We start from the raw sequence: 22,456 nt of genomic DNA, 5'->3' as shown, positions 1-22,456 counted from the left end.
CCTAAAATAAAGGACCCGGTGTGACTGGATAAAATTGTCCCACGAATGTTGAACCGCATGAAAATAAACTCGGACACATCTGGGTGAGCCTAAACAAAAACGCCACCAGCCGTCTGGCCGATGGTGGCTTAAAATGGTGACTAATCCTTTCACGCGGCGCTAACGCCTTTGCGGCCGTTGCGCGTGATCAGCAGCACGAGCCCCACTGCAAGCAGGTCGAAGACAATGACCAGTGCCAGCTTAGGCAGGGCGGCAAGTCCCGCAAACAGGCGCACATCGATGCCGTAGCTGACGGCTGCGACCGCCCCAATCGCGAGCAGCACGGTGATGATCTGCCAGCCGCGAACGCTGAAGGCCGCCCCGCGGGCTTGCTGCCGCTTGGCGAGCCAAGGCATCATGAAGCCCAGGATGATCATCCCTGCCGGTACCGCAAAATTTAGCGTCAGCATGGTGGCGAAGGTCTTCGGATCTGAATCGGTTGGGAAAAAGCCCATGACCGCCAGAATGAAGGTGACGCCGAACATCCACAGGCCGACCAGAAAGCCCAGCTTGTCAGACTTGATGTAGGTGTATTCCGGGGTCTTGAATTGGTCGGAGTGCCGCCGCAGCATCATGAAGGCCCAAAACAGGAAGCAAGTCGCAAATGGGGAGACGATGCCGTTCAGGTCCAGCAGCCAGTTGAAGATGTCGTTGATCTTCGGTAGCAGGCCGCCGAGGGCCATGATGACCCCGCAAATCGCGGTGGTCAGCCAGTAGCCGTTGATCGGCAGGCCATCACTGTTTTTCTTAGTGAGCTGCTTAGGCAGAAACCGCTTGTTGACGTCGGCCAGGAAAATCCGAGTCGAACCGTCTAGCAGAATGGCCAGCTGCGCCAGGTCGTACAGCAGCTGCGTGACCGTGAAAGTGTACAGCAGCGTGTTGCCCAGGCCAAACTGATGACCGATCAGCTGAAACGCGTAGTAATTCCCGTTCATTTTCAAATCGTTCGGCAGGTGGTGGGCGTTAAAGTAGACGCCCAGACTGAAGGTGCCAAACAGAGTTAAGAACATGGTCATGATGGCGATCATTTTCAGGGACTTGGGAAAATCCCGGCTCGGGTGCTTCATGTTGCCCGTGTATGGTGCGGCCATTTCGGAGCCGTTCATCGCGAAGACGAACAGGCCGAACGTGGACAGAAAGCGGAAGGACCAGAAATGCTTGGGCATGAAGGCTTGCAGGTTGAACGGATGGGTGGCGATTGGCCGGCCCTGCTTCAGGCCGACGAAGGTCATGATGACAAACATCACTGTCATCCCAAACATGGCGATCCCGCCGATGGTGGACATGACCTCCAGCGACTTGTTCTTGAACAGGTGCTCGAGCCAGATGAAGACCACGAACACGAAGGCGGACAGAATTCCGAACCACGCGTTCCCCATGTGCGACTGAATGTTGCCGTCGCCGTTAAGAATCCAGCCGGCGGAAATGATGACTGAGTTGGCCACGTCCACAACGTAAGGCAGTTCAGTGATCCAGTAAAACCAGCCGGCAAAGTAGCCGACCGTATCGCCGTTGGTCCGGCGCATCCAGGACGTGATGCCGCCGCCTTCGTCAGAGAAGGTCGACCCCATGTGCGCGACAATCAGGTTGTACGGGATGACGTAAAAGAAGGTCATCAGTACCCAGGTGAACAGGGCGACGAGCCCCTGATTGCGAAAATTATAAATAATATCATCAAAGCCAATCACGGTGACGAAGTCCATCAGGGCGATGATGAACCACGGAATGTAATGATTTTTTTCGTCTAATTCATTATTCATTTGATTACTCCTCAGCTGTCAGTGACGTTCAGCAAACTGAGGGCCGGGGGCTTTGTTGCGGGCCATGACCACTCTCCTTACGGGCACTGCGCGGCAAATTTGCACAGTTTACTTATGACACTATTGCTTAATTCTAGACGACTTTTCAGAAAATTCTAGACCATTTCAGAAAATATGTTGAGAAATGGTTAAGCGACTTACAGAGTTGTTAGCGGCCACCCGCAAAACGTAAGGTCACAGCGCGGCGTTTTACGTTACGATATTGGCATGGACAAATTAGGGGGCACTCGCCTCAAATGGAGGAATCAACATGGCAGAGCAACCAGTCGTCAGCGTTAAGGACGTCACCAAAACTTATGGCAAGCGCGGCGAAAAGCAGTATCAGGCCCTGAAAGGCATCACGTTCGACGTGCAGCCCGGCGAGTTTGTCGGCATTATGGGGGCCAGCGGTTCCGGTAAAACCACGCTGCTGAATATTTTAAGCACGTTGGATCGGCCGACTTCCGGCAGTGTCGCCATCAACGGCCAGGACGTCACCGCGCTGCGGGGCAACCAGTTGTCTGATTTTCGGGCCAAGCGAGTCGGGTTTATTTTCCAGGACTTCAACTTACTTGAGAACTTGACGGCCCGCGAAAACATTGCGCTGCCGATGGCGCTTCAAAACGTCAAAAGTGCCCAGCAGCAGACCGCAGTGACCCAAATCGCCCAAAAGCTGGGTATCGATGCGGTGCTCGACCACTACCCAACCGAGCTCTCCGGCGGCCAAAAGCAGCGCGTCGCGGCCGCCCGCGCCTTGGTGCAGCAGCCGGCGATCCTGTTTGGCGACGAGCCAACCGGGGCGCTGGACTCGCAGTCCGCACGTGAGCTGCTGAACACGATGGCGCAGCTGAATGACCAGCAGCACGTGTCGATCCTGCTGGTGACCCACGACCCATTTTCTGCCAGCTACGCCAAGCGCATCCTGTTCATCAAGGATGGCCAGATCGGCCAGGAGCTGGTGCACGGCGACAAGACGCAGGAGCAGTTCTACCAGGAGATTTTAACGACCCTGGGCACATTTCAGCAGTAAGGAGGCGGGAAGATGTTACGCAAATTAGCACTCGGCGGGATCCGCTCCCGCTTTCGCGATTACGCGGTCCTGTTTTCCGGACTGGTGATCGGCAGCGCGGTGTTTTACATGTTTCTCAGCCTCGCAACCAACAAGGCGTTTCTGACCGCCAACACCATGGTGGGGATGACCTCGTTCATCTTCGGCTTTGGGGAGGTTCTGCTGGTGATCATCACAACGGTGTACATCGTTTACGCCAACAGTTTCCTGATGAGTATGCGCCAGCGCGACTACGCGATGTTCATGATGCTCGGCGCCAAAAGTCGCAAAATTGCGCAGTTGATTTTTATTGAGACGGTCACGGTCGGCGTGCTCGCCGCCGTGGTCGGCATAGCCTTAGGCATGGGCCTGACCGGCGTGGCCGGACACGTCTTAATGGCGCAGCTGCACGCCCCTGCGACGCATTTTTCCGTGGTTTGGCCGCCGGCAATCATGTGGACGTTTGTCTTTTTCCTGCTGATGTTTGTGGTCGGCGCGCTGATCAACGCGCACAACCTGCTTAAAACACCGCTGCTGGACCTGCTGCACGCGGCCACGACCCCGAACCGGCTGAAGACAAAAAAATGGGTGCTGGGGCTTCAGGCCGTTTTGGCGGTGGTGCTGCTGGCAATCGGGTATTGGGCGATGAGCCAGCTGGCCAAGCTGGTCCTGGCCGGCATCGCAATTGCGCTGGTCACCATCGTGCTGGGTTCCTATTTTCTGTTTAATGCGCTGCTGGTGTGGCTGATCGGCCTGCTGAAAAAGAATAAGCGCTTTGCCGCCAAGGGCCTGCACACGTTCACGCTCAGCCAGCTCAGTTTTCGCATTCGCGATTACACTCGGATTCTGGCTGTCGTGTCCATTCTGTTTGCGCTGGCCCTCGGTGCCATTACCGTCGGGCTGGGATTCGAGCATGACATCCCGGACCTGGCCTCGAAGCAAAATGCGTACGATACGGTCGTCGTTGATCCGAATGCGGCCACCATGGCCAAGGCGCGCCAGCTGACCGGGGTCAAGGCCCAGATCAACTACCACCTCAAACAAGACGCCAAGCACGTTTACTTCAACGCTTCGGAACTGGACCGTGACCCAGTGCTGGTGGTTCAGTTTGCCCGTGGGCCGGTCAAATTCACAAAGCTGACCGCCGCCAATTTTGCTCAGAAGAGCGGCGATTACGATAGCCAGTTAGGCCAGTTTTTGCCGGCCAAAGCGCAGGGCAAGCAGCTCGCCGTACTGACCGCAAGCCAATTTGCCGCCTTGACTAGTCCAGTGCAAACTGCGCACACCTGGCGGCTGAAGGACTTCACGGCTAACTACGACCAGCTCTCAGCGTTGAACAAGGCCATCGTCGCCCAGTACGGCAAAGAAAGCACCGCCGTTTACGGGCAGAAGTTTACCTATTACGACATGATCAACGGCGCCTTTTCGGGGATGGCCTTCATGGGCTTCTTCCTGGGCATCGCGTTCTTGGCCATGCTCGCGTCGACCTTGATGTTCAAGATCCTCAGTGGAGCGTCGTACGACCAAAGCCGCTACCTGATGCTGCAAAAAATCGGGGTGCGGCCTGGGCTGCTGCGCAAGTCCGTGCGCCAGGAGATCGGGGCCCTGTTCTTCTTTCCTGGCCTACTTGGCGTAATTCACGTGCTGTTTGGCCTGAAGATGTTTGTCGGTTTGCTTCAGGAGCCTTATGGTCACTTGCTGCTGCCGTTCGGGTTGTTCATAGTGCTGTATGCTGTATACTACCTGCTGACCGTGTGGCTGTATGAGCGCATTGTCATCCAGAAGGATATCGCGACTGATTGAGGCGACTTGAACAATCACGAATCGATATTTGACTTTTCAGAAAGGCGGCTGTTTAGCCGCCTTTTTTGATGTGGAAAAAGTAGCCGGCAGCCCCATTCTGATGCGGCCTGAGCCGAATGCTTGACATTGCCAGAGGCAAGCAGTATGCTAGCTCTCGTTTTCAAATTACAGCGGCTCGCGTTGGGGCGAGTCAGGGGGGCTATCATGATTTCGCAAGACATGGCGTTCGCGCCAATCGATGATATTGGTGCGATCACATATCCAAGCTTGGCTGGGCTTTCCTGCCCGCACTGCGGGGCTGACCATTTTGTGCCGGTGCGTCTTTCGCACCGCAAATTGCGGATGGATATGGTAATGGAAGATGATTCAGTGCAACCGGTCGCCTTCAAACCCATCGAAGTGCAGTGCCTCGTCTGCGGCCGGCGCTTTGACGCGCAGCCGCATGATGCGAGCGCTGAAGAACGCCTCGCCGTGCCGCATACGCTGACCATCACCCGCGAGAAGAATCGGCTGGGTGGGACGGTGTACGTGATGCTCAACGGCTTTGCCCAGTGCCTGCCAATCGAAAACGGCGAAACCTTGCAGCTGGAGATCAACACCAAGGATGTGTACATCTTTGTGGCCGGCAACACCAAACGGTTTGATCGGCAAAACGCCTTCCACCTGAGTCTGACCGATCTGTCCCCGGATCCTGAGGTCAGCTTCAAGTTTCACCCTCAATTTTTGTAATTAAGCGCGACCCACCTCGGTGGGTCGCTTTTTATTTACCGACAAGGATAGCATCAGGGTTTAATTCTTTTCGGTCATTTCAGCATGTTGGAGGAAGTCGTGACCAAGAGTGTGATACGAAGTTGAATTTGACCGCAAACTGAATTGAAATCGCAGATATTCTCTCAGCAACATGCTTAGTCTGAGACATATGGCCTTAAGGTTTGACAAAATTATGGCACTGATAGCCCAGACCCGCAGTATTTTGTACAGACATCTGTCGACAGGCGTCTTTGTTAATGAACACCAGCATAATTATTCAATATTAAACGCTGCTGGGGGCTTGTGACAAAGCAGGCTCCGCTACTGAACCTGAAAATCGAGTGGCAAATCAATCAATTGCTATCTGAACTTGCCTGCCAGACCCTGATCATTTTTGGAAGGTACTGGTTGGTCGAAATTGTGAACTTGAGCAGTTTACGCTTTCAGTGAGTGTTATCACAGCTGAAAAGCGTATTTTCTTTACTGCGGTGATGGACAGAACTGGTTCGCGTTTGATTAGGATTGGCTCTCATATATCACAGAGTTCACGGCCAACTATACTGGGTTGGTAACAAATGTACTGCCATTTTCCCCGCCACAAGCTAATGATTGATGATGGGCTGGCTTAATCCATGTCTTCCTTAACGCTGGCTAGAGTGGAATGAGCCAGTGCTGCCTATGATTGCTCTCATGATATGAGTGCAATCAGGAAACAAACATATGACAGCGGCATTCAGGAACTCCTGCTAAGATAGCTGATTCTTGCGACTGAGACATCGACGGACTAGCTCCGCCAAGAATTAATAAAGCACATCTTATCTAGTAATTAGGATTGCTAAATTTTGACGCAAAGACTAGAATACCTATTTTATACGTTTTCTAATTAATAAGACGGTTGGCCAACCAGTACATAGTGAGTTTAATCAAGGGCAGTTTGCATATTAGTAATAAATGCAACTGCGATTTGAGAGGCTTACAAACGAGTTGGCCATTTTTGTGCAAATTTTTATGATTTTTGTAGAAACACGTCATTACGCTTCGGATAAACGTAATGACATATGTTCGTTCAATTCTGCCTGGGGATTTTTCATAGGAGGAGAAAGTGTATGACACTAAAATATAAATATGTACTCTATGCTTCAATGACGGCAGCCGCTTTGCTAACAGCCAAGGCAGTACCTGTAGATGCTGCAAGTACCAAGTTGGCCTCGTCTAAACTTGGTGTGACTCAAGATGCAGGGCAAGAGGCGGTAGCTGCGATAGCAAATGAGCAAATGGCGACCAACAAACCGGCCAGCCAAGCGGAATATAGTGGAAATATCGCCGCTGGAGAGGCTGACGTTGAAGCTGCAAAAGTTCGAGTAGTAGCCGATCAGCAGGAAGTCACTCCGGAGAATGAAGCCGTCTCTGAGGCACAGATGGAGCTGCAGAAGGCGACCAGCAATCAAGTCGCAGCACAAGCGGCCGTTGACGGTACAAGCGTTAAGAACGCAGAGTCAGAAGTGGCAAAAGCCCAGATCGCACTCGATAATGTTCACGCGCATCCAACTCAAGCCACTATTGATGCCGCCAACGGTACGCTTGCAACTGCGCAATCGACATTAAGCGCCGCGTATCTCACGCAAAAGAATGCTGATGATGCGCTGAAGATTGCTCAGGCCAATGTACTCAAGGCGCAGAATGCGCTTGAGGCTGCCAATGCTTCTTTGACTAAGAATGTTGATGTGTCTAACTCTCCTTCAGTCGTTGCTGCCCAGAAAGCACTAGACCAGAATCAGCAGGCACTTAATAAGGCTGAAAGTGATACTGCGGCTGCACAAGCTGCGGTAACAAACGCGCAAAAAACAGTGGACGAAGCAAATGCCGTATTAAGTAATGCACAGGCTGCCTTGAGCGCGTCCTCTTCTGATACTCAAGGTAATCAGAAGACTGAAATATTTACCTACAACCAGTCCAATTGGCCAGACTCTATCCCTGCCTCAGCCACTTCTGAAGTAGTAACGATAAATTCAGATCCCAATAACTACAAACTAAATTGGAGCAACGTCTATAAGTATTTCTACCAATATCTGAATGAATTTCACGAGGCTAATGGTATCAGGACGGTTAGTGTTCCCCCTCTTGAAGATCCTGAAAAAAGTGGCTGGTCGGATCCGGATCAGTGGACTTCGGGGAAAATTTCAGATATGTTGAGTGAAAAGATAGGATTCAATGGTCCTACTGATGCGCTTGTTGGCCTGGACGGGATTGGTAATATGTTTTTCTCTGCGCAACCCGTCAAGCCAACGCATAGCGACCAGGAAACGGCTTATAATTTATTAATGAACTGGTATGATGAGACTAACAGTATTTATGCAGGGACTTCTGAGTATGCTGGCACTACATCCATAAAATATCTTCATAGATGCGCTGTTCTTTTCGCGCAACCGAAAACGTCTTTCCTCTATTCGCCAATGAATGGTGGAGTCGTCCAATATGTGAGCTATCCTAAGGAAACACGACCGGAAGGATATCCAGATCAGACTGCACACCCGGATGAATACAAAAGAATTTATGAGTTGATCAGTGATCCAAGCGCAGGCAAGAACTTTGTTGGCCTGACCAACTTTACTTTTAAGTATATTTACACCGACACTGCGCCAGCAAAGCAGAAAGACCTTGAAGCAGCAGTGGCGAAAGCTCAAACTGACAAGAATACAGCCGATGTCAATCTGACGAATGCAGAGGGCAAGCTGGCAAGTGCAAAGCGGGGTGAGGCTGAGCTCCAGTCTAAGTCTGCAGTACTTTCAAAGAGCCTTGATCAGGCAATAAAAGCAACAGTAGATGCTGCTTCTGTTTCTGGCCCTGCTGCTGAGGCGCTTCGACAAGCCGTCGATGTTGCGCAAGTGAAGCTTAATGCTGCTCAGGCAGATAAACTAAGTGCCAATCAGGCGGTTACTGAAGCTGAAAATAAGCTCGCTGATACTCAGAAACAGGTAAAGTATCTACTTGATGCGACGTCAAGCAGAGAACAATCGCAGCAGGTGCTTAACGAAGCAAAAGCCGCGCTTGAGTCGGCACAAATTGAAGAAAAAAATTATGCAGCAAATCTCGTATCGGCTAACGAAGCATTAGCTAATGCCCAAGCCAAGCTTCATGAGGCTGTTGAGACCATAAGTCTGTCAAATGTAAAACTTACAGTTGATGAGGCGCTTCTGAAACAAGCTGAAGCCTTGTTGGATCGTATCAAAGCGAATACGCCGGCTGATGTCCAGACTTCACTTGTAGATACGGCTGGAGGAGCTGGCTTCGGATTGTCTGTTCATGGCACCGGAGTATCACTTGCATCTAAGTCGGAAGCTAAGATTGGCAGAGGAGCTGGCTTCAAAATGTCTGATCATAACACCGGAGTATCACTTGTGTCTAAGTCCGGAGCTGAGGCAGACAGAGAAGCTGGCTTCGAAAGGTCTGTTCGTGACACCGGAGTATCGCTTGCATCTAAGTCGGGAGTTAAGACAGACGGAGAAGCATCAAGCGATAAATATCCGGAAACTGGTGAAAATGTAAACCCAGCATTTGCTGTAGCTGGACTAGGTTTACTATCTGTGCTTGGCAGTATAGTTGGCTACAAACATCGCAAAGCGTAACGTGATAGGTATTTAACACTTCAGTCAGCGTGCTAGGAAACATAAAAGCGTCAGTCGCGAGAAAATCATGGCGGCTGACGCTTTTTGATTCCGTTATTTCTCCCACCAACCCGCAGCGTTATTCGAACATCTTCTTGGTGGCTCGCAGCAAAGTTGGGATGTCCTTGTCGTAGCGCGGCGTCTTGACCAAGTGGCTCATCGGGATGCCGGCGAAGTGGTACGCGGCGATCTCGCCGGAGCGGACGGCGCTTTGCTCAGTGAAGACCATCTGGTACGGCTGCTCAGCGAACTCACCGGTGAAGGCGAGGTTGGTCGAGTGCGCCGGAATGACCAGTGGCCGGTCAGCCTTGGCGCGGTTGTTGAACAGGGCAGAGGCGTAAGGCATGTAAACGGGGATGCAGTTAATCACCGAATCCATGATGGCCTGTTCGTGTTCCTTGATGTTGATTGGACCTGAATCGACCATTGACAGTTGGCCAAGCAGCTCCTTGAGCATCTCCTCGCCGGTCATCTCGATGTATGGCTTCTGCACAAACTCACCGGTGCGACGCGGGTACAGGAAGTAGCCCCAAATGACGCTTTCGTTGGGCTTTTGTGTGGTGAAATGCGGCTGATGGTGAACCACAATCGACATGTTGACGTCGGGCTGACCAAGTGGGGTGATCGGCGCTGTACTCAAAAATGAGTTCAGCGCGTTGCCGGGCACCTGGGTCGTGATGCGCGTGATCTCGTTGAGCAGCAGGTGGTCCTTGGTGGTCAACGTGAAGCTGACCCACTCGGATGCATCCCGGTCGGCAAAGAACTTGTCCGGGTTGCCGAGGTTGTAGAAGTGACTCGCGGCCTTTTTCCACAGGCTGGCGGCGATGCCGTAGTCCATGTTCTCGCGCGCCGGGGTGTGGTAGTCGCCAATGGTGGCCGAGTCGGTGATGGAGCCGTTGGTGAAGATCACCGCGGTGTCATCGTCAACCTCGACATGCTCGACGTCGCCTGTGTTGGCATCAGTGACCTCAAGGCCGGTGACAGTAATTTCATCCTGCATCTTGGAGTCCTTGAAGTCCCAGTCGGAGACGATTTTGTCCAGGACGATGTTGACGCCCTGATCCTGTAAGTATTTGATCAGCGGCATCATGATGCTTTCGTACTGGTTATAGCGGGTGCGGTTGACCCCGACCAGATGCTCAATCTGAGTGAATTCGTACAGCATCATGTGCATGTAACGCCGCAGCTCCTGCGCACTGCTTTGGGTGCGGAAGGCAAAAGTGGTCTCCCACATGTACCAGAAGTTGGTGGTGAACATGTGCGGATCGTCCTGGAAGTAATCGGCGATGGTGACGTTGTCGAGCTGTTCTTCGTCCTTATCAGGCATCATGACCAGCTTGGTCAGCAGCATCCGGTCCTGGTTGTTGAGGCCGAGGTGCGAGGCGTTGACGATGCCTTCACCGCGGCGCAGCAGGCGGGCCTTATCGAAAGTGCGGTGCTTGCTGTCAAAATCGCGGGTGTCTTCAGCCGCGGTCATGCTGGGTTCGGTAACGGACTGCACGCGGCTGAGCAGATCCATCAAATCGACGTAGGTGCGGTAGTTGAGCATGCGGCCGCCGCGGGCGATGTAGCCCTTGGTGTTGTCTAGTGGGTGCTCTTTGTTCCAGTACTCAGCGGCCTGGTCAGTGGCGGCGCTGCCGTCATTGGAGCCGTGGTCGTCCAGACTGTAGAAGGTGATGGCCGAGCCATCCCATTTGCCTTCCTGAATTAGGTACACGGCCGCGGCCATGTTGGCCAAACCGGCACCAATCATAATTGCTTTGTGTTTGATCATGTAAAAACTTCCTTTCGTTAGAGGCTGCACGCAGCGTGACTATAAATACAGACTAGCTGCGCTGCGATTCAAAAATGGCGTAATCCTTCGCGTCGTCGTGGAACCAGTCCAGTTTCTTCAAGGTGTAGACGGTCGCGCCGGCAATGAAGCCGGCAACCAGGCCAAGGAGTAGGGTTTTCTTTTTCATCAGATGGACCACCTTTCTGTTTACGCTTTCAGTGTATGAGGAAAAATGACGCAAAAAAATAGGCAACCCGAGGGGATTGCCCAAAAAGTTATTGATTAATTGGCGTAAAAATTAATTTATCAGAATCGGCGTTTCCTTCAAAACCAGTTGCGTCGAAGCTGGTTGTAATTATCTCTCCTTCTTTTAGCTCAACCACCACATCATTGCTTGACGAGGTTAGCCGTTGATTACGTGACTCTTTAGTTTTATCGTCATAAATAGTAAAATCCCACCCCAGGTTTTCATATTCTGGGTCCAGGGTGACGTTCGTGCTAAGTTTATATGTTCCTGCCTTAATGTCCCGATTAACGACATAGTTCCCTTGCCCGAGTTCATTTGTTGGTGTAATTTTTTCGGGTACTGCTGTGAAATTCACTTTAGAGATGTTGGAGAAATCAATGCTGTCACCTTCCATGAGAATAATCCGGAAGATTGATGCGTTACCATTGTTAGACGCTGTTGCGGAGCCAATCCAGTTGATTGGCATTCCCGATAGGACCTCTTTTCGGTCACCCATAATGTTGCCAGAGCCACCAGTAATTTTCATGTCGTAGATTCCTGGCTTCAAAGTATTCTTACTTCCTACGGACATTTTTCCTGTTACATAAACGTCGCCTGTTGATACTGATTTACGAGCAAGTTGATTCATAACATTTGAAAGGCTGTTCTCCTTTTTCTTATTGCTACCACTTGAAGCCTTGATAGCTGATGAGGAGTTCTCTTGCTTATCTTGTGAATCACTACTGTTGCTACCACAGCCACTGAGTGTGAGAATCGCGGCTACACATAATAGACCGCCCTTTATGAAAATTTTATTCACGATAGGTGTCCTCCTTTTCTCTTTTATACTCAAATTGTATCAAGGTAACAATGCAAAAATAAAATAATTTGAATTTATTCAGACAAAAAAGCCCATTTAAATATTTAAATGGGCTAGCAGAGAGCTATTTTTCTTTAATGTAATGTACTTGCGTTGTGAATGGCGTTTTGCACCGCGCCGGTCAGCATGATGTCGCAGCGGTGGACGATGGCCTGTTTCGGCTCGGTCAAGCCCTTCATCAGCCACTGAATAATCTGCGCAACAATCGCCAGGCCGTAAAAATTGCAGATGTCATCGGTCAGCGGTTTTTGCAGGTTGGGATCGGCATCGTTAACGACGCGCTGCACAAGAGATTCCGCAACGGTGGCGAGCAGCTGCTCCAGCAGGTCGCGGCCGACTGAGTTAAACGAGGCCACGCAGAACGACCGGTTATCGTCGATGTAGTCCAGAAGCATGCGCAGTGCTTTTTGCCACTCACTGATCTGCGCGTACTTCGCCATTTGGACGATGATTTCCTGCTCGTAGATCCAGGCCAGCAGGGAATAGATGTCCTCGAAGTGGTAGTAGAACGTGTTGCGGGTCACGCCGGCTTTTTTCGTCAGTGCGCTGATGGTAATGTGCTCCAGCGCGGTGGTGGCCATCATCTCGCGCAGGGTGTGGGCGAGCTTCCGCTTGGTCGTGTCCGTCGCCATGGCCTAAACCAGCTTCAGCTCGTTGTAGCCGAGGACCTTGATGCCTTCGTCGGTGAGGGCGATGCGCGAGATGGAACCGTTGCGCGGCGAATCAGTGACGATCCAGCCGTCGTCTTTGCCAAACTTGTCGATAATGCTGCGAATGGTCGTGCCGTGCGTCACCAACAGAACGTTGTCGCCGTTCTGATTCTGGTCCCGAAGCAGCTTGAAGCCTTTCTGCAGCCGATTCCAGTAGGTCAAGGCGTCCTCGGCGTCGTGGAAGGGGTCGGCCTCGTGCATGAAGTCCTTCGTTGCGTCAACGCCGAACTTTTCGATCAGTTCCTTGAAGGTCCGCGCACCGTGGGGCATGCCCACCGCGTACCAGGTCTTCGGCGAATCCTCGCCTTCGTAGTAGCCGTAGAACTGCTCGCGAAACAGCGGGGTTTCGGTCAGCGCAACGTTGGTGTTGAAGTTTTGCTCGAGGATGTAGCCTGCCGTCCGCCGCGCGCGGGTGGTGTCGCTGCAGTAGGCGCGGGTGAACGTCACGTGGCGCAGCGCTTCGCCGGCGCGCTTGCCGTCTGCGATACCCTTTTCGGTCAGCGGTGAGTCCGACCAGCCCTGCATCTTGTTGAATTTATTGAACCAGGTCTGACCGTGCCGGACCAGGTAAACCGTAACAGTTTTCATGGCGCACCTCCGTGTGATTTACTTCAAGTTTACCACAGCACAAGCCCCCGCTGAGGCCAAAAAAGGGGGCGGCTGGCGGCCGTCCCCTTAGGTCGAACTACTTCTGCTGATTGCCTTCGTAATACGCCGCACGCTTGGCGGCGTGGCGCTTGGCAATTTCTTCCTTCTGCTTGGCGCTTGCGGCTTCCTGTGCCTTTTTCTCGGCGTTCAGCGGTGCGGTCAGGTCGAAGAACCAGCTGGTGACCTGGGCGTCGGCGGGGCCGAGCCAGGCCGGACGCAGCAGGGTCTGGTCGTCGTTAAACCCGTCCACCAGGCTTTCGACGATGACTACGCAATTTTTCAGGCTGGCCAGGGTGGCAGCACGACTGCTTTGATCGTATGTGGCCGCCAGCTGACTTTGCTCATAGGCCGCCAGCTTGGGCCAGACATTCTTGAAGTTAACGCCAGGGTCAAAGTGGCCATCTTGCGCCAGCGTTTCTCGGTAGGCGTAAAGCGTGAGCACCTGAGGCCGCAGGTGGGCGTTGAACTGCTCATTGGCGTATAGCAGGTTATTGCGCGAAAGTCCCTTGATCACATTGCCGGCAATCCAGAAGATTTCATTGAGGGTCGCTTCGTAGTCCGCCTGCGTCGGCACCGCGAGAAAATGGCTGGACGCGTCAGTGGCGCGTGGGGTGACGCGGCCTTGGCCCTGCTGCCAGATGATCGCGTTCAAGTGGTCGGCGGCCAGGTACGCGGCTTCGTCAGCGGCGGGCGCGATTTTCCAGTCGATCCGTCGCGTGCCCTGGTAGCGGGTCAGCCAGGATTCCCAGGCCCCGGTGGCCGGGCCGAACAGGTGAGTGTCGTGCAGGTGTTGAATCAGCTTGGACGCCCCCAGTGCGTTCACCCAGGCTTTGGCGTCCACCTGGGCTGGGTCAGCGGCAAACAAGGTGACGTCCAGATCGGTCCATTCGTCCGAGTTTAGGTCAGGATTGTTACCAGATCCTTCGGTCCCAATCGCCAGGATGTTGGGATCCTTTTCTGCACGCTCAATAATTTTATCGATGTCTGCCATGTGGCGCCTCCGTTAAAGTTTGTCCCCATTATAGCCCTTTGCAGGACGAAAAAAGCCAGCCGCAGCGGGCTGGCAATATGACTTAATCGTTGAAGTTGCCGGATTCGACGTCCTTGATAAACTGCTTCAGGTGCGCGAAGTAAACCGGGGCGTTGTCGATCATGTGGTGATGGCCACCGTCTGGCGTGGTGACCAAACGGGCATGCGGAATGTCCTCAGCCATGCGCTGAGCCGAGCGCAGCGGCATGGTTTCGTGTTCGCCGAAGGTCAACAGGGTCGGCACGGTGATGTTGTGAATCTGGTCGCGAATGTCCCAGTCCTTCAGCTTGCCGGTGACGACAAATTCGTTGTCGCCTTGGAAAGCGTTGTAAACTGGGGTGCCAGTGGTGTCAATCAAGTGGGAAATGGCAGGCGGCTGCTTGCGGTCAACGTAGCTGCGGTTCAAGACGTCGACGTACTTCTGGTACTGCGCGTCCTTCCAGTTGCCTTCTGCCTCGATCTTCTTCATGTACTTGACGGCCTTGGGCGGCAGGCACTCCTCACGCACATAGTTGACGTGATCGACGTATTCATCGATGTTGTCGATCATGGAGGAGATGATGGCGCCCTTGAGGTGCTCGCCGTACTTGAGCGCGTACAGCTGTGTCAAGGCACCGCCCCAGCTTTGCCCAATCAGGTAAAAATGATCCAAGCCGAGCTTTTGGCGGACTTCCTCAACTTCGCCTAAGAAGTAGTCCGTGGTCAGGTACTTTTTGGCAATTTCTGGGTCTGAGTAGTCCGGCTGATCCGAGTACCAGCTGCCGAGCTGATCGTACATGTGCACTTGGACGCCGAGGTCGCTCAGCTGCTCGCCGAAGTTTTCCCAGTATTCGTGGTTGCCGCCAGGGCCGCCGTGCAGGCAGAGCAGGTGAATGTCGCCCTCGCCCTGCGTGTTGGTCCAAAGGTGGTAGCCGTTATCAAGCGTCAAAATCGTGGTTCCTTGCTTCATTGTGGTCACCGCATTTCCTTAGAATAGTCTCATTCTATCACTTTCACTGCAGGCATGGTGGGATGCATCACACTTGCCTCAGCTTAGTTGACCTTTTCAAATTCTGCTCGCATCTGGCCGATTTGCGCCTTGTCGCCGGAGAAAATGATGTGGTCGCCCAGGTGGAGCTGGGTGTCACCATGCGGGGCGATGAAGTGGTCGCCGCGGAAAATCTGGCTGATGGTGATGTCGTTGACATAGGGCAGGTTCTTGACCTCCAGGCCGGCAAAGCGGCGGTTGTTGACGACGATTTCGAAGATGCCCGCGGTGGTGTCCTGCAGGATCTTGAGCGTCGACGGTGTTTCAATCAGGCTGCGCAGCATTGCGATGTTGGTCTCGAAGGTGTTGTAAACCTCAACGCCTTGCGCGGCCAGCTCATCGTAGCGGCCATCGGTGGCGTTTTTGGCGTCGAAGCGGGCGATGATGCGCGGCACCTTGGCCGCCAAGGCGAGTTCGGCAACGGCAAAGTTCTTATCTTCGTCGAAGTGGGCGAGGACGATGATGTCGGCGTCAAACACGCCGGCGTTCTGGAGCGTTGGCTCGGTCACGTCGGCCAGCAAGGTGACCGGCGCTTCGGAGTTGTAGGTTTTGAACTTGACCGGGTCGTCGGTGTACAGGCGCACCTCGTACAGGCCGCGGGTCAGCTGCTGGACGATTGGCACGGTCATCAGGTTGGCGCCGATGATGTGGACGCGCGTCTTTTTGACGTCGTCTTTTTCCGCAACGTAGAAGGTGTTGAATAGAATCGGGCTGGCGATGCAGGTGATGACCGCGGCCAGCGTGAAAGCGGCGCTTTGGGTGCTGGAGATGATGCCCAAGCTTTTGCCGATCGACAGCGCCGGAATGACCAGCGTGATCGTGGTCGACGTCAGCAGCATGCCGGCCAGCGCGTTGTGCTTGCGAAACCGCATCAAAAGCAGCGGGATCAGCAGCGCTTTGGCCGCATAAAAGGCGATCAGCAGCACAGGAATCAAGGCCAGGCTGGCCGGGTCCTTGAACATGGCCGGCAGGTTCATGTTCGCACCGGTCATAATGAAGAAAATCGGGATGAAAAAGCCGTAGCCAATGCTGGTCAGCTTGTCTTCCGTCTCCTCGCGTGGTTTGAGCAGTTTCATCACCATGCCGGCGAGAAACGCGCCCAGAATATTTTCGGCGCCGACGGACTCGGCCACGGTGACCAGCGTGACAATCAGGAAAAAGGCCAGACGGATGTCAAGCTGCGTGGTGCTTTTATCGATTTCGGCGAACCACTGGTAAGGCTTGCGAAAACGGTGCAGCAGGAAGATGGCGGCCACGAAAATCAGCAGCAGCAGCCACACGCTGCGCGAGGAGGTGCCGTTGAGGTTCTGGTAAACGGTCAGTGCAATCAGGGGCAGCACCTCGCCCAGTGCGGCCAGCAGCAGGACCGTTTGCCCGAACGGTTTGCTCAGCAGCTCTTTTTCCTTCAGCGCGGCGATGACCACGCCCAGCGCCACCGTGGCGAAAATAATCGCGGCAAACACGATGTGGTGATACAGCCCGAGCAAGTCAAGCACCCAGGCCGCAGCCAGTGCCATGAGGACGATGCTGCCGTAGCTGAGAAAGGCGAGGGGTGCTGCGCCAATCTTTCTGCCGGACTGTTTTTGCGGTTTGAATAAGGAAAAATCGATCTCCATTCCTGAGAGAAAAATTAGGACAATGACCCCCAGGGTGCGCAGTTCTTCGAGGACATCATTGCTGACGACCCAGCCGAAGAGACTTTTTCCCAAAATGATGCCGACAATAATTTCAGCCACTGCAGTAGGGAGACTGTGAATGTTGAACTTAGCCATCAGTAGCGGGGTGAGCAGCGCCGCGAACAGCACAACTAATAAGGAAATGCTTTGCATAATGCTTCCTCCAGAGACACATCTTGTTGTTATTTTACCGCACCCTCGTGGTTGGCGCTTAGCCGCCTTAATCCATTTTGCAATTAATTGCCATAATCCCCATAATAATAACGTTCCGTCGGCTTCGAAGCGACGGCTGGAGGGGCTAATCTTGATTCAAAAAACAAATGTGCAAAGTAGGCAGCAACGGGCAAAAAAAGATCAGAAAGGCGGTTCAATCGGAATTATCGTGCTGGTTGCCGTCGCCTTGGTGCTCACCTTTTTTGCTTTTTGGACCGCTCGGCCCCATCGTGTCGCATCGCTTCCTAAAAATGACACCATCGTTAATGTCATGGTCACTCAGGATGTTGACGGGGAGACGACTGGCTATCGCGCAAACCTGGCAGATGAGCGTCGGCAATATTCAGTGACGCGCGCAACTTACTTGCAGTGGCGGGCCTCCAAGCATCACGAATTAAACACGGACGAAGCGCTTTTGACACCGTCACCGCGGCGAATCAGCGCATACTGGGTGGTTACGCTACTGGCCTTACTCGCCGCCTTTTGTTGGGCGATCTTACTCGTGACTTTTTGGGGCGAGAAATTGCAGTCCGTTCAGCAGATCGGGTTGCCAGTACTCGCCTGGAGTGCTGGTTTGGTGGCCATTATTTGGCTCATTGGCTTGCCAGCGATTCGCCTTATTCCAAACCAGACTGCCGGCCCCAAACAATCTGCTGTTGTAGAGGGAAAATACGCCGAAGATGTGGGCTCTGGTCGGTATTCGTATACTGACTATTACCTGCTTTTGACGCTGCCGCACAAAGACGGCAGTGCGCTGGTGCAAGTCGACCATGGCGTTTATGCTGGCGCGCCCAAGCATGGCCAAATCGCGGTCAGGATGCCTGACCGGGCCGATCAGAGCGTTCAGATGATTGCGCCCAGGCGGACTAATTGGTTGCTGGAGGCCTTCGGTCGCTGGCCATCTTTGCTACTTATTGTCGTGCTAGGCGCGGGCGTGTGGCTGGGAATCAGGTGGTGGTGGCATAAGCGTGCGGTCACTCAGGGTGGTTCCAGTGGCGAGTCTGCTGCGGGTGTCTTCGAGCTGACATTTGAGCAACAACGCGCCCAAGACCAATTAACTTCTCGACATTTTTCCAGTTCTTTCGTTGGCGGCATTACCGCGACATTGGGGTTAATGGTCATTCTTTTCGGCGGCTTTGGTTGGTATCAGTGGTCCGCTCAGCAAGCTGAAAGGCGAATTCAGGCGGAGGTGCGCGTGATTCGCGCCCCGCAACTGCTCAGTGAAACGAAAGGTCGTGCCGTGATTCTCAAGGCAGCCCCTCATCAGCCAAAAGTGACACAAGGGGCTCAAGGCCCGCTGTTTCAACGGATTGCGAACAATTGGGCCCAGCTTGGGGTCACGCTGATGACCAACGCTGACACGGCGTCGCGAGCGACCCGCGATCGCGAACGGCGGGCCGCCCTGGTGCAAGGAAAGGCGCTATTGGCCCAAGTGCAAAACCGTGAAAGTCCCGAGGGCACAGCGCTGTATCGTTACGGCCAAAATGCCGTCGAAACGCTGACCTTTTTAAGCCACAATAAGGCCGCTGATTTTACCGATTACTTTACGGATTACCTATTGTACATGGGGGCTGAGACATTGACGCTGGCTCGGCAGTATTACAGTAGCCAAGTGCCACCAGCTTTGATCGCGTTTGGCAAGCTTTACCCAAACGAATGGGCGAACGCCAATGATGCAGCGGCCGCGTTTAAGGAAAATGCCGATCGCTGGGCGTATGCTGAACAGCTCAAGACCAGGAGGCAGATTCTGGCGCACCCCCGGCCATTGTTCACTCTGTTTCACAGTGAGCAAGTGTCCCAGGCAGAATATGACATCGCCGAGGTTAAGCTGCATGGCCGGACTATTAGCGCGCCAGGGTTAACCCTCACCATTGGCAAAGCACAACGGTATGGGGATCTGGTCTATGTTCCTTACACCGTTCAAAACCAGACCATGCATGTGGAGGAACAGCTGAATCTAGTCAACAATTTTGGCATCGGGTTTACGACCGATTCTCCAAGTCGTGGTGCCAAACGCGTGGCTCAGGAATATTCAGCGGTCAAAATTCATACGCTGCCACCCATTGTTCAAGCGCGAATTGCCCACAACCACGATTACTTGCAGCCAGGTCAGCAGTACACGGCGGGGATGGTCTTCAGCCTGCCCAAGCCGGATCGGTTTCATTATGTGGTTGGCGGCGGGAAAAACAGGCTTCTTGGCAGTATTCCACTTCTTAAAGGCGAGTAGCCGGCGAAGGCAGCACAGGCGACGCGACAGCATGAAGGGTTGGCAACGCCCGGCATGACAGGGTTACGGCGGCGATCCACGCCATTGTTTTCATTGCAGTGGCGCCGCGCAAGTGGTATGATTGTTCAACGATTATTTTACCTTAAGGGGGCCCTTGCGTGGCAGATCAGAAACAGCTCGAACAGGCACATCTTGACACCACAATGCAGGAACTGGCGGCAGCCGACACGAGGCTCAGTGCAGAAGTGGCACGGACCAAGGCAGAGGAAACCAATCTCAACAAGAACTTTTTCGCGGATACCAAGATCAACCTGACGAACGACGCGGAGACCATTGAAACTGCGGCCAGCATTCAACAGCAGCAACAGATGCTGGATGAGCGCAGCAACGCCTGGAAGCAGTCGACCTTGCAACTGGCGACTGTGCGGCGCCTCAAGCACAATCCGTACTTTGCCCGCATTGATTTTCAGGAAGGCGAGGAGAAGCCCGAGACCATTTACATCGGCCTGGGTTCTTTCACCAACGCCGCCGGCAAGTTTCTGATCTACGACTGGCGTGCCCCGATTTCTTCCATCTATTATGATGGCGGCCTGGGCAAGATCACCTACCAAACTCCAGACGGGCCGCAAACCGTGGACGTGTCATTGAAACGTCAGTTCGTGATCGCAGACGGCCAGATCCAGACGATGTTTGACACCACGGAAACCATTGGCGATCAGATGCTGCTGGAGGTTCTGAACGAAAAGTCGGATACCCAGATGAAGAGCATCGTGACGACCATTCAGCGCGAGCAGAACCAGATCATCCGCGACACGACAGCGGATCTCCTGTTCGTGCAAGGCGCCGCCGGCTCGGGGAAAACCTCGGCTGTGTTGCAACGGGTGGCCTACCTGCTTTATCGCTACCGGGGTAACCTGTCGTCTAGCCAGGTCATCATGTTTTCACCCAACCAGCTGTTTTCCGACTATATCGGCAACGTCCTGCCGGAGCTCGGCGAGCAGAACATGGTGCAGTTCACGTTTTACCAGTACGTGACCCGGCGCGTGCCGAACATCACGGTGCAGGACCTGTTCTCCCAGTTTGAAGCCAAGCTGACGCCAAGCCAGAAGAAGATTCAAAGCCTCAAGGCCAGCCTCGCGTTTTTCCAGGCCACCAGTAAGTACACTTCTTCACTGGAAAAAGGCGGCATGCGCTTTCGCGACATCCGGTTCCGCGACAAGGTCTTCATTTCCCGCAAGCGGATCGAGGATATTTTCTATTCTTATAATGAGAATTACCACCTGGGCAATCGCCTGGATGCGACCAAAAATCGCCTGATCTCCATGCTTAATCGCAAGGTCAATAGCGAAATGAAGGCGGACTGGGTTCAGGAGACGGTGCAGAACCTGTCCCAGGAGCAGCTGCGCGACCTTCAGCAGGACGGCCCGCAGGAATTTAAGGACAGCGATGCGGAGTACGGCTTTTTCGCCCGCAAAATCGTGATTCGCGCGTTCGGCGAGATCCAGCAGGCAATCGTCCGCAACCACTTCCTGAACGTGCGCGGCCAGTATGTGGCCTTTTTGCGCGAGCTGCCGCACTATCTGGATCTTGGCCAGTTTGACCTGACCGAAGCCGAGTGGGCGAACGAGGTCGAGCATTTTGTCGCCGAGTTCAAGGCGCGGCGGCTGGCCATTGCCGACGCGACGCCTTACATTTACCTGTACGACCTGATCACTGGCCGCCACGGCGAGCGCGACATGCGCTATGTCTTCATCGACGAGATTCAGGACTACACGCCCTACCAGCTGGCCTACCTGCAGCGCAGCTTCCCGAAAGCCAAGTTCACCCTGCTTGGCGATTTGAACCAGGCCATTTTCACCAAGGAGAACTCGCACTCGCTGATCGCCGATGTGTCCAAGCTTTTCAATCCGGAGAAAACACGGGTCGTGCAGCTCACCCGCTCGTACCGGTCGACGAAGCAAGTCACGGAGTTCACCAAGGCGATTTTGAAGTCGGGTCAGAAGATCGAGGCGTTCGACCGGCAGGGACCGCTGCCGGTGCTGTATGTGCGCCAGGATGAGGCGGCGCTGGTTGAGGCACTCCGCGGCCAGATCAAGATTGACAACGCCGCCCAGCAAACCACGGCCATCATCGCCAAGACGCTGGAAGAGGCCGAAAAGCTGCACCAAACGCTGCTTGACCAAGGCGTGAAGACCACGCTAATTCGCTCTGAAAACCAGCGCCTGGCCGCCGGTGTCATCGTCGTGCCGTCATACCTGGCCAAGGGGCTGGAGTTTGACGCGGTCGTGCTGTGGCAAGCCAACGAAGCGATGTTCCATCACGAGGACGAACGTGAGCTGCTGTACACCATTGCCAGCCGAGCGATGCACCGCCTGACGATTTTTGCCAGCCCAGCCTTGTCGCCGATGTTGGCCGATGTGCCAAGTGACCTCTACGAAACGAAGTGAGTCAGTAATGAAAATGTCGGAAACGTTATCGATCACGACCCACCGGATTTTTGAGGGGCAAATGAACGAGCACAACAGCCTGTTCGGCGGGCAAACGCTGGAATGGCTCGACGAAACTGCCAGCATCTCCGCACACCGGTTTGCGCGCAGCCACATGGTCACGGGGTCGCTGGACCGGATGGTGTACGTGAATCCGGTGGAGATCGGCCACGCGCTGACTTACGAAAGCTTTGTCACCGGCTACGGTCACCGCTCTATCGAGGTGTTCACCCGTATGGTGGGCGAGGACTTGGACACGGGCGAGCAGTACCTGGCCGCCTGGAGTCTGATGACCTTCGTCGTCGCAAAAGGTAGCCGGCTGCCATCCCTTGAGGCAGACACGCCGCTGGGTCAACAGCTTTCAGCGGGTTATGCGGCCCGGACTGCAGCCAATAAGGCCGCGCGCGCCGCCATGCCAGAGATTCCGATTGATTAATACTTCGCTCAGCCGTTTG

Annotated in this window: 16 protein-coding genes; 7 read left to right on the top strand and 9 right to left on the bottom strand. The window is 53.9% G+C overall.

The features are described from left to right. Positions 1–149: 149 nt before the first annotated feature. A complete protein-coding gene (locus tag EKM86_RS01205; protein ID WP_125754692.1) occupies positions 150–1,799 on the bottom strand; it encodes an APC family permease in 1,650 nt (549 codons plus the stop codon). A gap of 310 nt (positions 1,800–2,109) precedes the next feature. On the opposite strand from EKM86_RS01205, the gene EKM86_RS01200 reads away from it, so the two are divergent. The 4 genes from EKM86_RS01200 (at position 2,110) to EKM86_RS01185 (ending at position 9,065) form a co-directional block, all read left to right on the top strand. Next, positions 2,110–2,868 (top strand): ABC transporter ATP-binding protein, encoded by a 759-nt coding sequence (locus EKM86_RS01200; RefSeq protein ID WP_125754691.1) that lies wholly within the window; start codon positions 2,110–2,112, stop codon positions 2,866–2,868. 12 nt (positions 2,869–2,880) lie between these two features. Further along, positions 2,881–4,689: an FtsX-like permease family protein gene (locus EKM86_RS01195; protein WP_125754690.1), complete on the top strand. Its 1,809-nt coding sequence runs from the start codon at positions 2,881–2,883 to the stop codon at positions 4,687–4,689. Between the two features lie 204 nt (positions 4,690–4,893). Next, positions 4,894–5,418: a hypothetical protein gene (locus EKM86_RS01190; protein ID WP_125754689.1), complete on the top strand. Its 525-nt coding sequence runs from the start codon at positions 4,894–4,896 to the stop codon at positions 5,416–5,418. Positions 5,419–6,545: 1,127 nt separating this feature from the next. Then, positions 6,546–9,065, top strand: coding sequence for an LPXTG cell wall anchor domain-containing protein (locus EKM86_RS01185; protein WP_164506112.1), 2,520 nt, complete (start codon positions 6,546–6,548; stop codon positions 9,063–9,065). Positions 9,066–9,183: 118 nt separating this feature from the next. On the opposite strand, the gene EKM86_RS01180 is transcribed toward EKM86_RS01185, so the two are convergent. The 8 genes from EKM86_RS01180 to EKM86_RS01150 form a co-directional block, all read right to left on the bottom strand. Then, entirely contained in the window at positions 9,184–10,878 is a 1,695-nt protein-coding gene (locus EKM86_RS01180) for an oleate hydratase (protein WP_125754687.1), read from the bottom strand. Positions 10,879–10,930: 52 nt separating this feature from the next. Continuing rightward, the gene (locus EKM86_RS12540; protein WP_263853467.1) at positions 10,931–11,065 is read right to left on the bottom strand and encodes a hypothetical protein; all 135 of its coding nucleotides are present in this window, start codon (positions 11,063–11,065) and stop codon (positions 10,931–10,933) included. An 88-nt stretch (positions 11,066–11,153) separates the two neighbouring features. Next, positions 11,154–11,924, bottom strand: a complete 771-nt coding sequence (locus EKM86_RS01175; RefSeq protein ID WP_191988007.1) for a hypothetical protein — start codon at positions 11,922–11,924, stop codon at positions 11,154–11,156. A 134-nt stretch (positions 11,925–12,058) separates the two neighbouring features. After that, the gene (locus tag EKM86_RS01170; RefSeq protein ID WP_125754686.1) at positions 12,059–12,616 is read right to left on the bottom strand and encodes a TetR/AcrR family transcriptional regulator C-terminal domain-containing protein; all 558 of its coding nucleotides are present in this window, start codon (positions 12,614–12,616) and stop codon (positions 12,059–12,061) included. A gap of 3 nt (positions 12,617–12,619) precedes the next feature. Next, positions 12,620–13,282 carry a histidine phosphatase family protein gene (locus EKM86_RS01165; RefSeq protein ID WP_125754685.1) on the bottom strand — a complete coding sequence of 221 codons (663 nt, stop codon included), beginning with the start codon at positions 13,280–13,282 and terminating at the stop codon, positions 12,620–12,622. 97 nt (positions 13,283–13,379) lie between these two features. Continuing rightward, positions 13,380–14,333 carry an aminoglycoside 6-adenylyltransferase gene (locus EKM86_RS01160; protein WP_125754684.1) on the bottom strand — a complete coding sequence of 318 codons (954 nt, stop codon included), beginning with the start codon at positions 14,331–14,333 and terminating at the stop codon, positions 13,380–13,382. Between the two features lie 82 nt (positions 14,334–14,415). Continuing rightward, positions 14,416–15,321 (bottom strand): proline-specific peptidase family protein, encoded by a 906-nt coding sequence (locus EKM86_RS01155; RefSeq protein WP_125754683.1) that lies wholly within the window; start codon positions 15,319–15,321, stop codon positions 14,416–14,418. A gap of 83 nt (positions 15,322–15,404) precedes the next feature. Beyond that, positions 15,405–17,228, bottom strand: a complete 1,824-nt coding sequence (locus tag EKM86_RS01150) for a monovalent cation:proton antiporter family protein (protein WP_125754682.1) — start codon at positions 17,226–17,228, stop codon at positions 15,405–15,407. Position 17,229: 1 nt separating this feature from the next. On the opposite strand from EKM86_RS01150, the gene EKM86_RS01145 reads away from it, so the two are divergent. The 3 genes from EKM86_RS01145 to EKM86_RS01135 all read left to right on the top strand — a co-directional run bounded on the left by EKM86_RS01145 (position 17,230) and on the right by EKM86_RS01135 (position 22,437). Beyond that, on the top strand, positions 17,230–19,515 hold the full coding sequence (locus EKM86_RS01145) for a hypothetical protein (protein ID WP_125754681.1): 2,286 nt from the start codon (positions 17,230–17,232) through the stop codon (positions 19,513–19,515). Between the two features lie 158 nt (positions 19,516–19,673). Further along, on the top strand, positions 19,674–21,962 hold the full coding sequence (helD, locus tag EKM86_RS01140; RefSeq protein WP_125754680.1) for an RNA polymerase recycling motor HelD: 2,289 nt from the start codon (positions 19,674–19,676) through the stop codon (positions 21,960–21,962). Between the two features lie 61 nt (positions 21,963–22,023). Beyond that, on the top strand, positions 22,024–22,437 hold the full coding sequence (locus tag EKM86_RS01135; protein ID WP_164506111.1) for an acyl-CoA thioesterase: 414 nt from the start codon (positions 22,024–22,026) through the stop codon (positions 22,435–22,437). Positions 22,438–22,456: the final 19 nt, after the last annotated feature.

The sequence above is a fragment of the Lacticaseibacillus hegangensis genome (genome assembly GCF_003946465.1).
GTDB classification, from domain to species: Bacteria; Bacillota; Bacilli; order Lactobacillales; family Lactobacillaceae; genus Lacticaseibacillus; species Lacticaseibacillus hegangensis.
The sequence above is the reverse complement of the archived record's forward strand: the minus strand, read 5'-3'. Positions and strand labels throughout refer to the sequence as shown.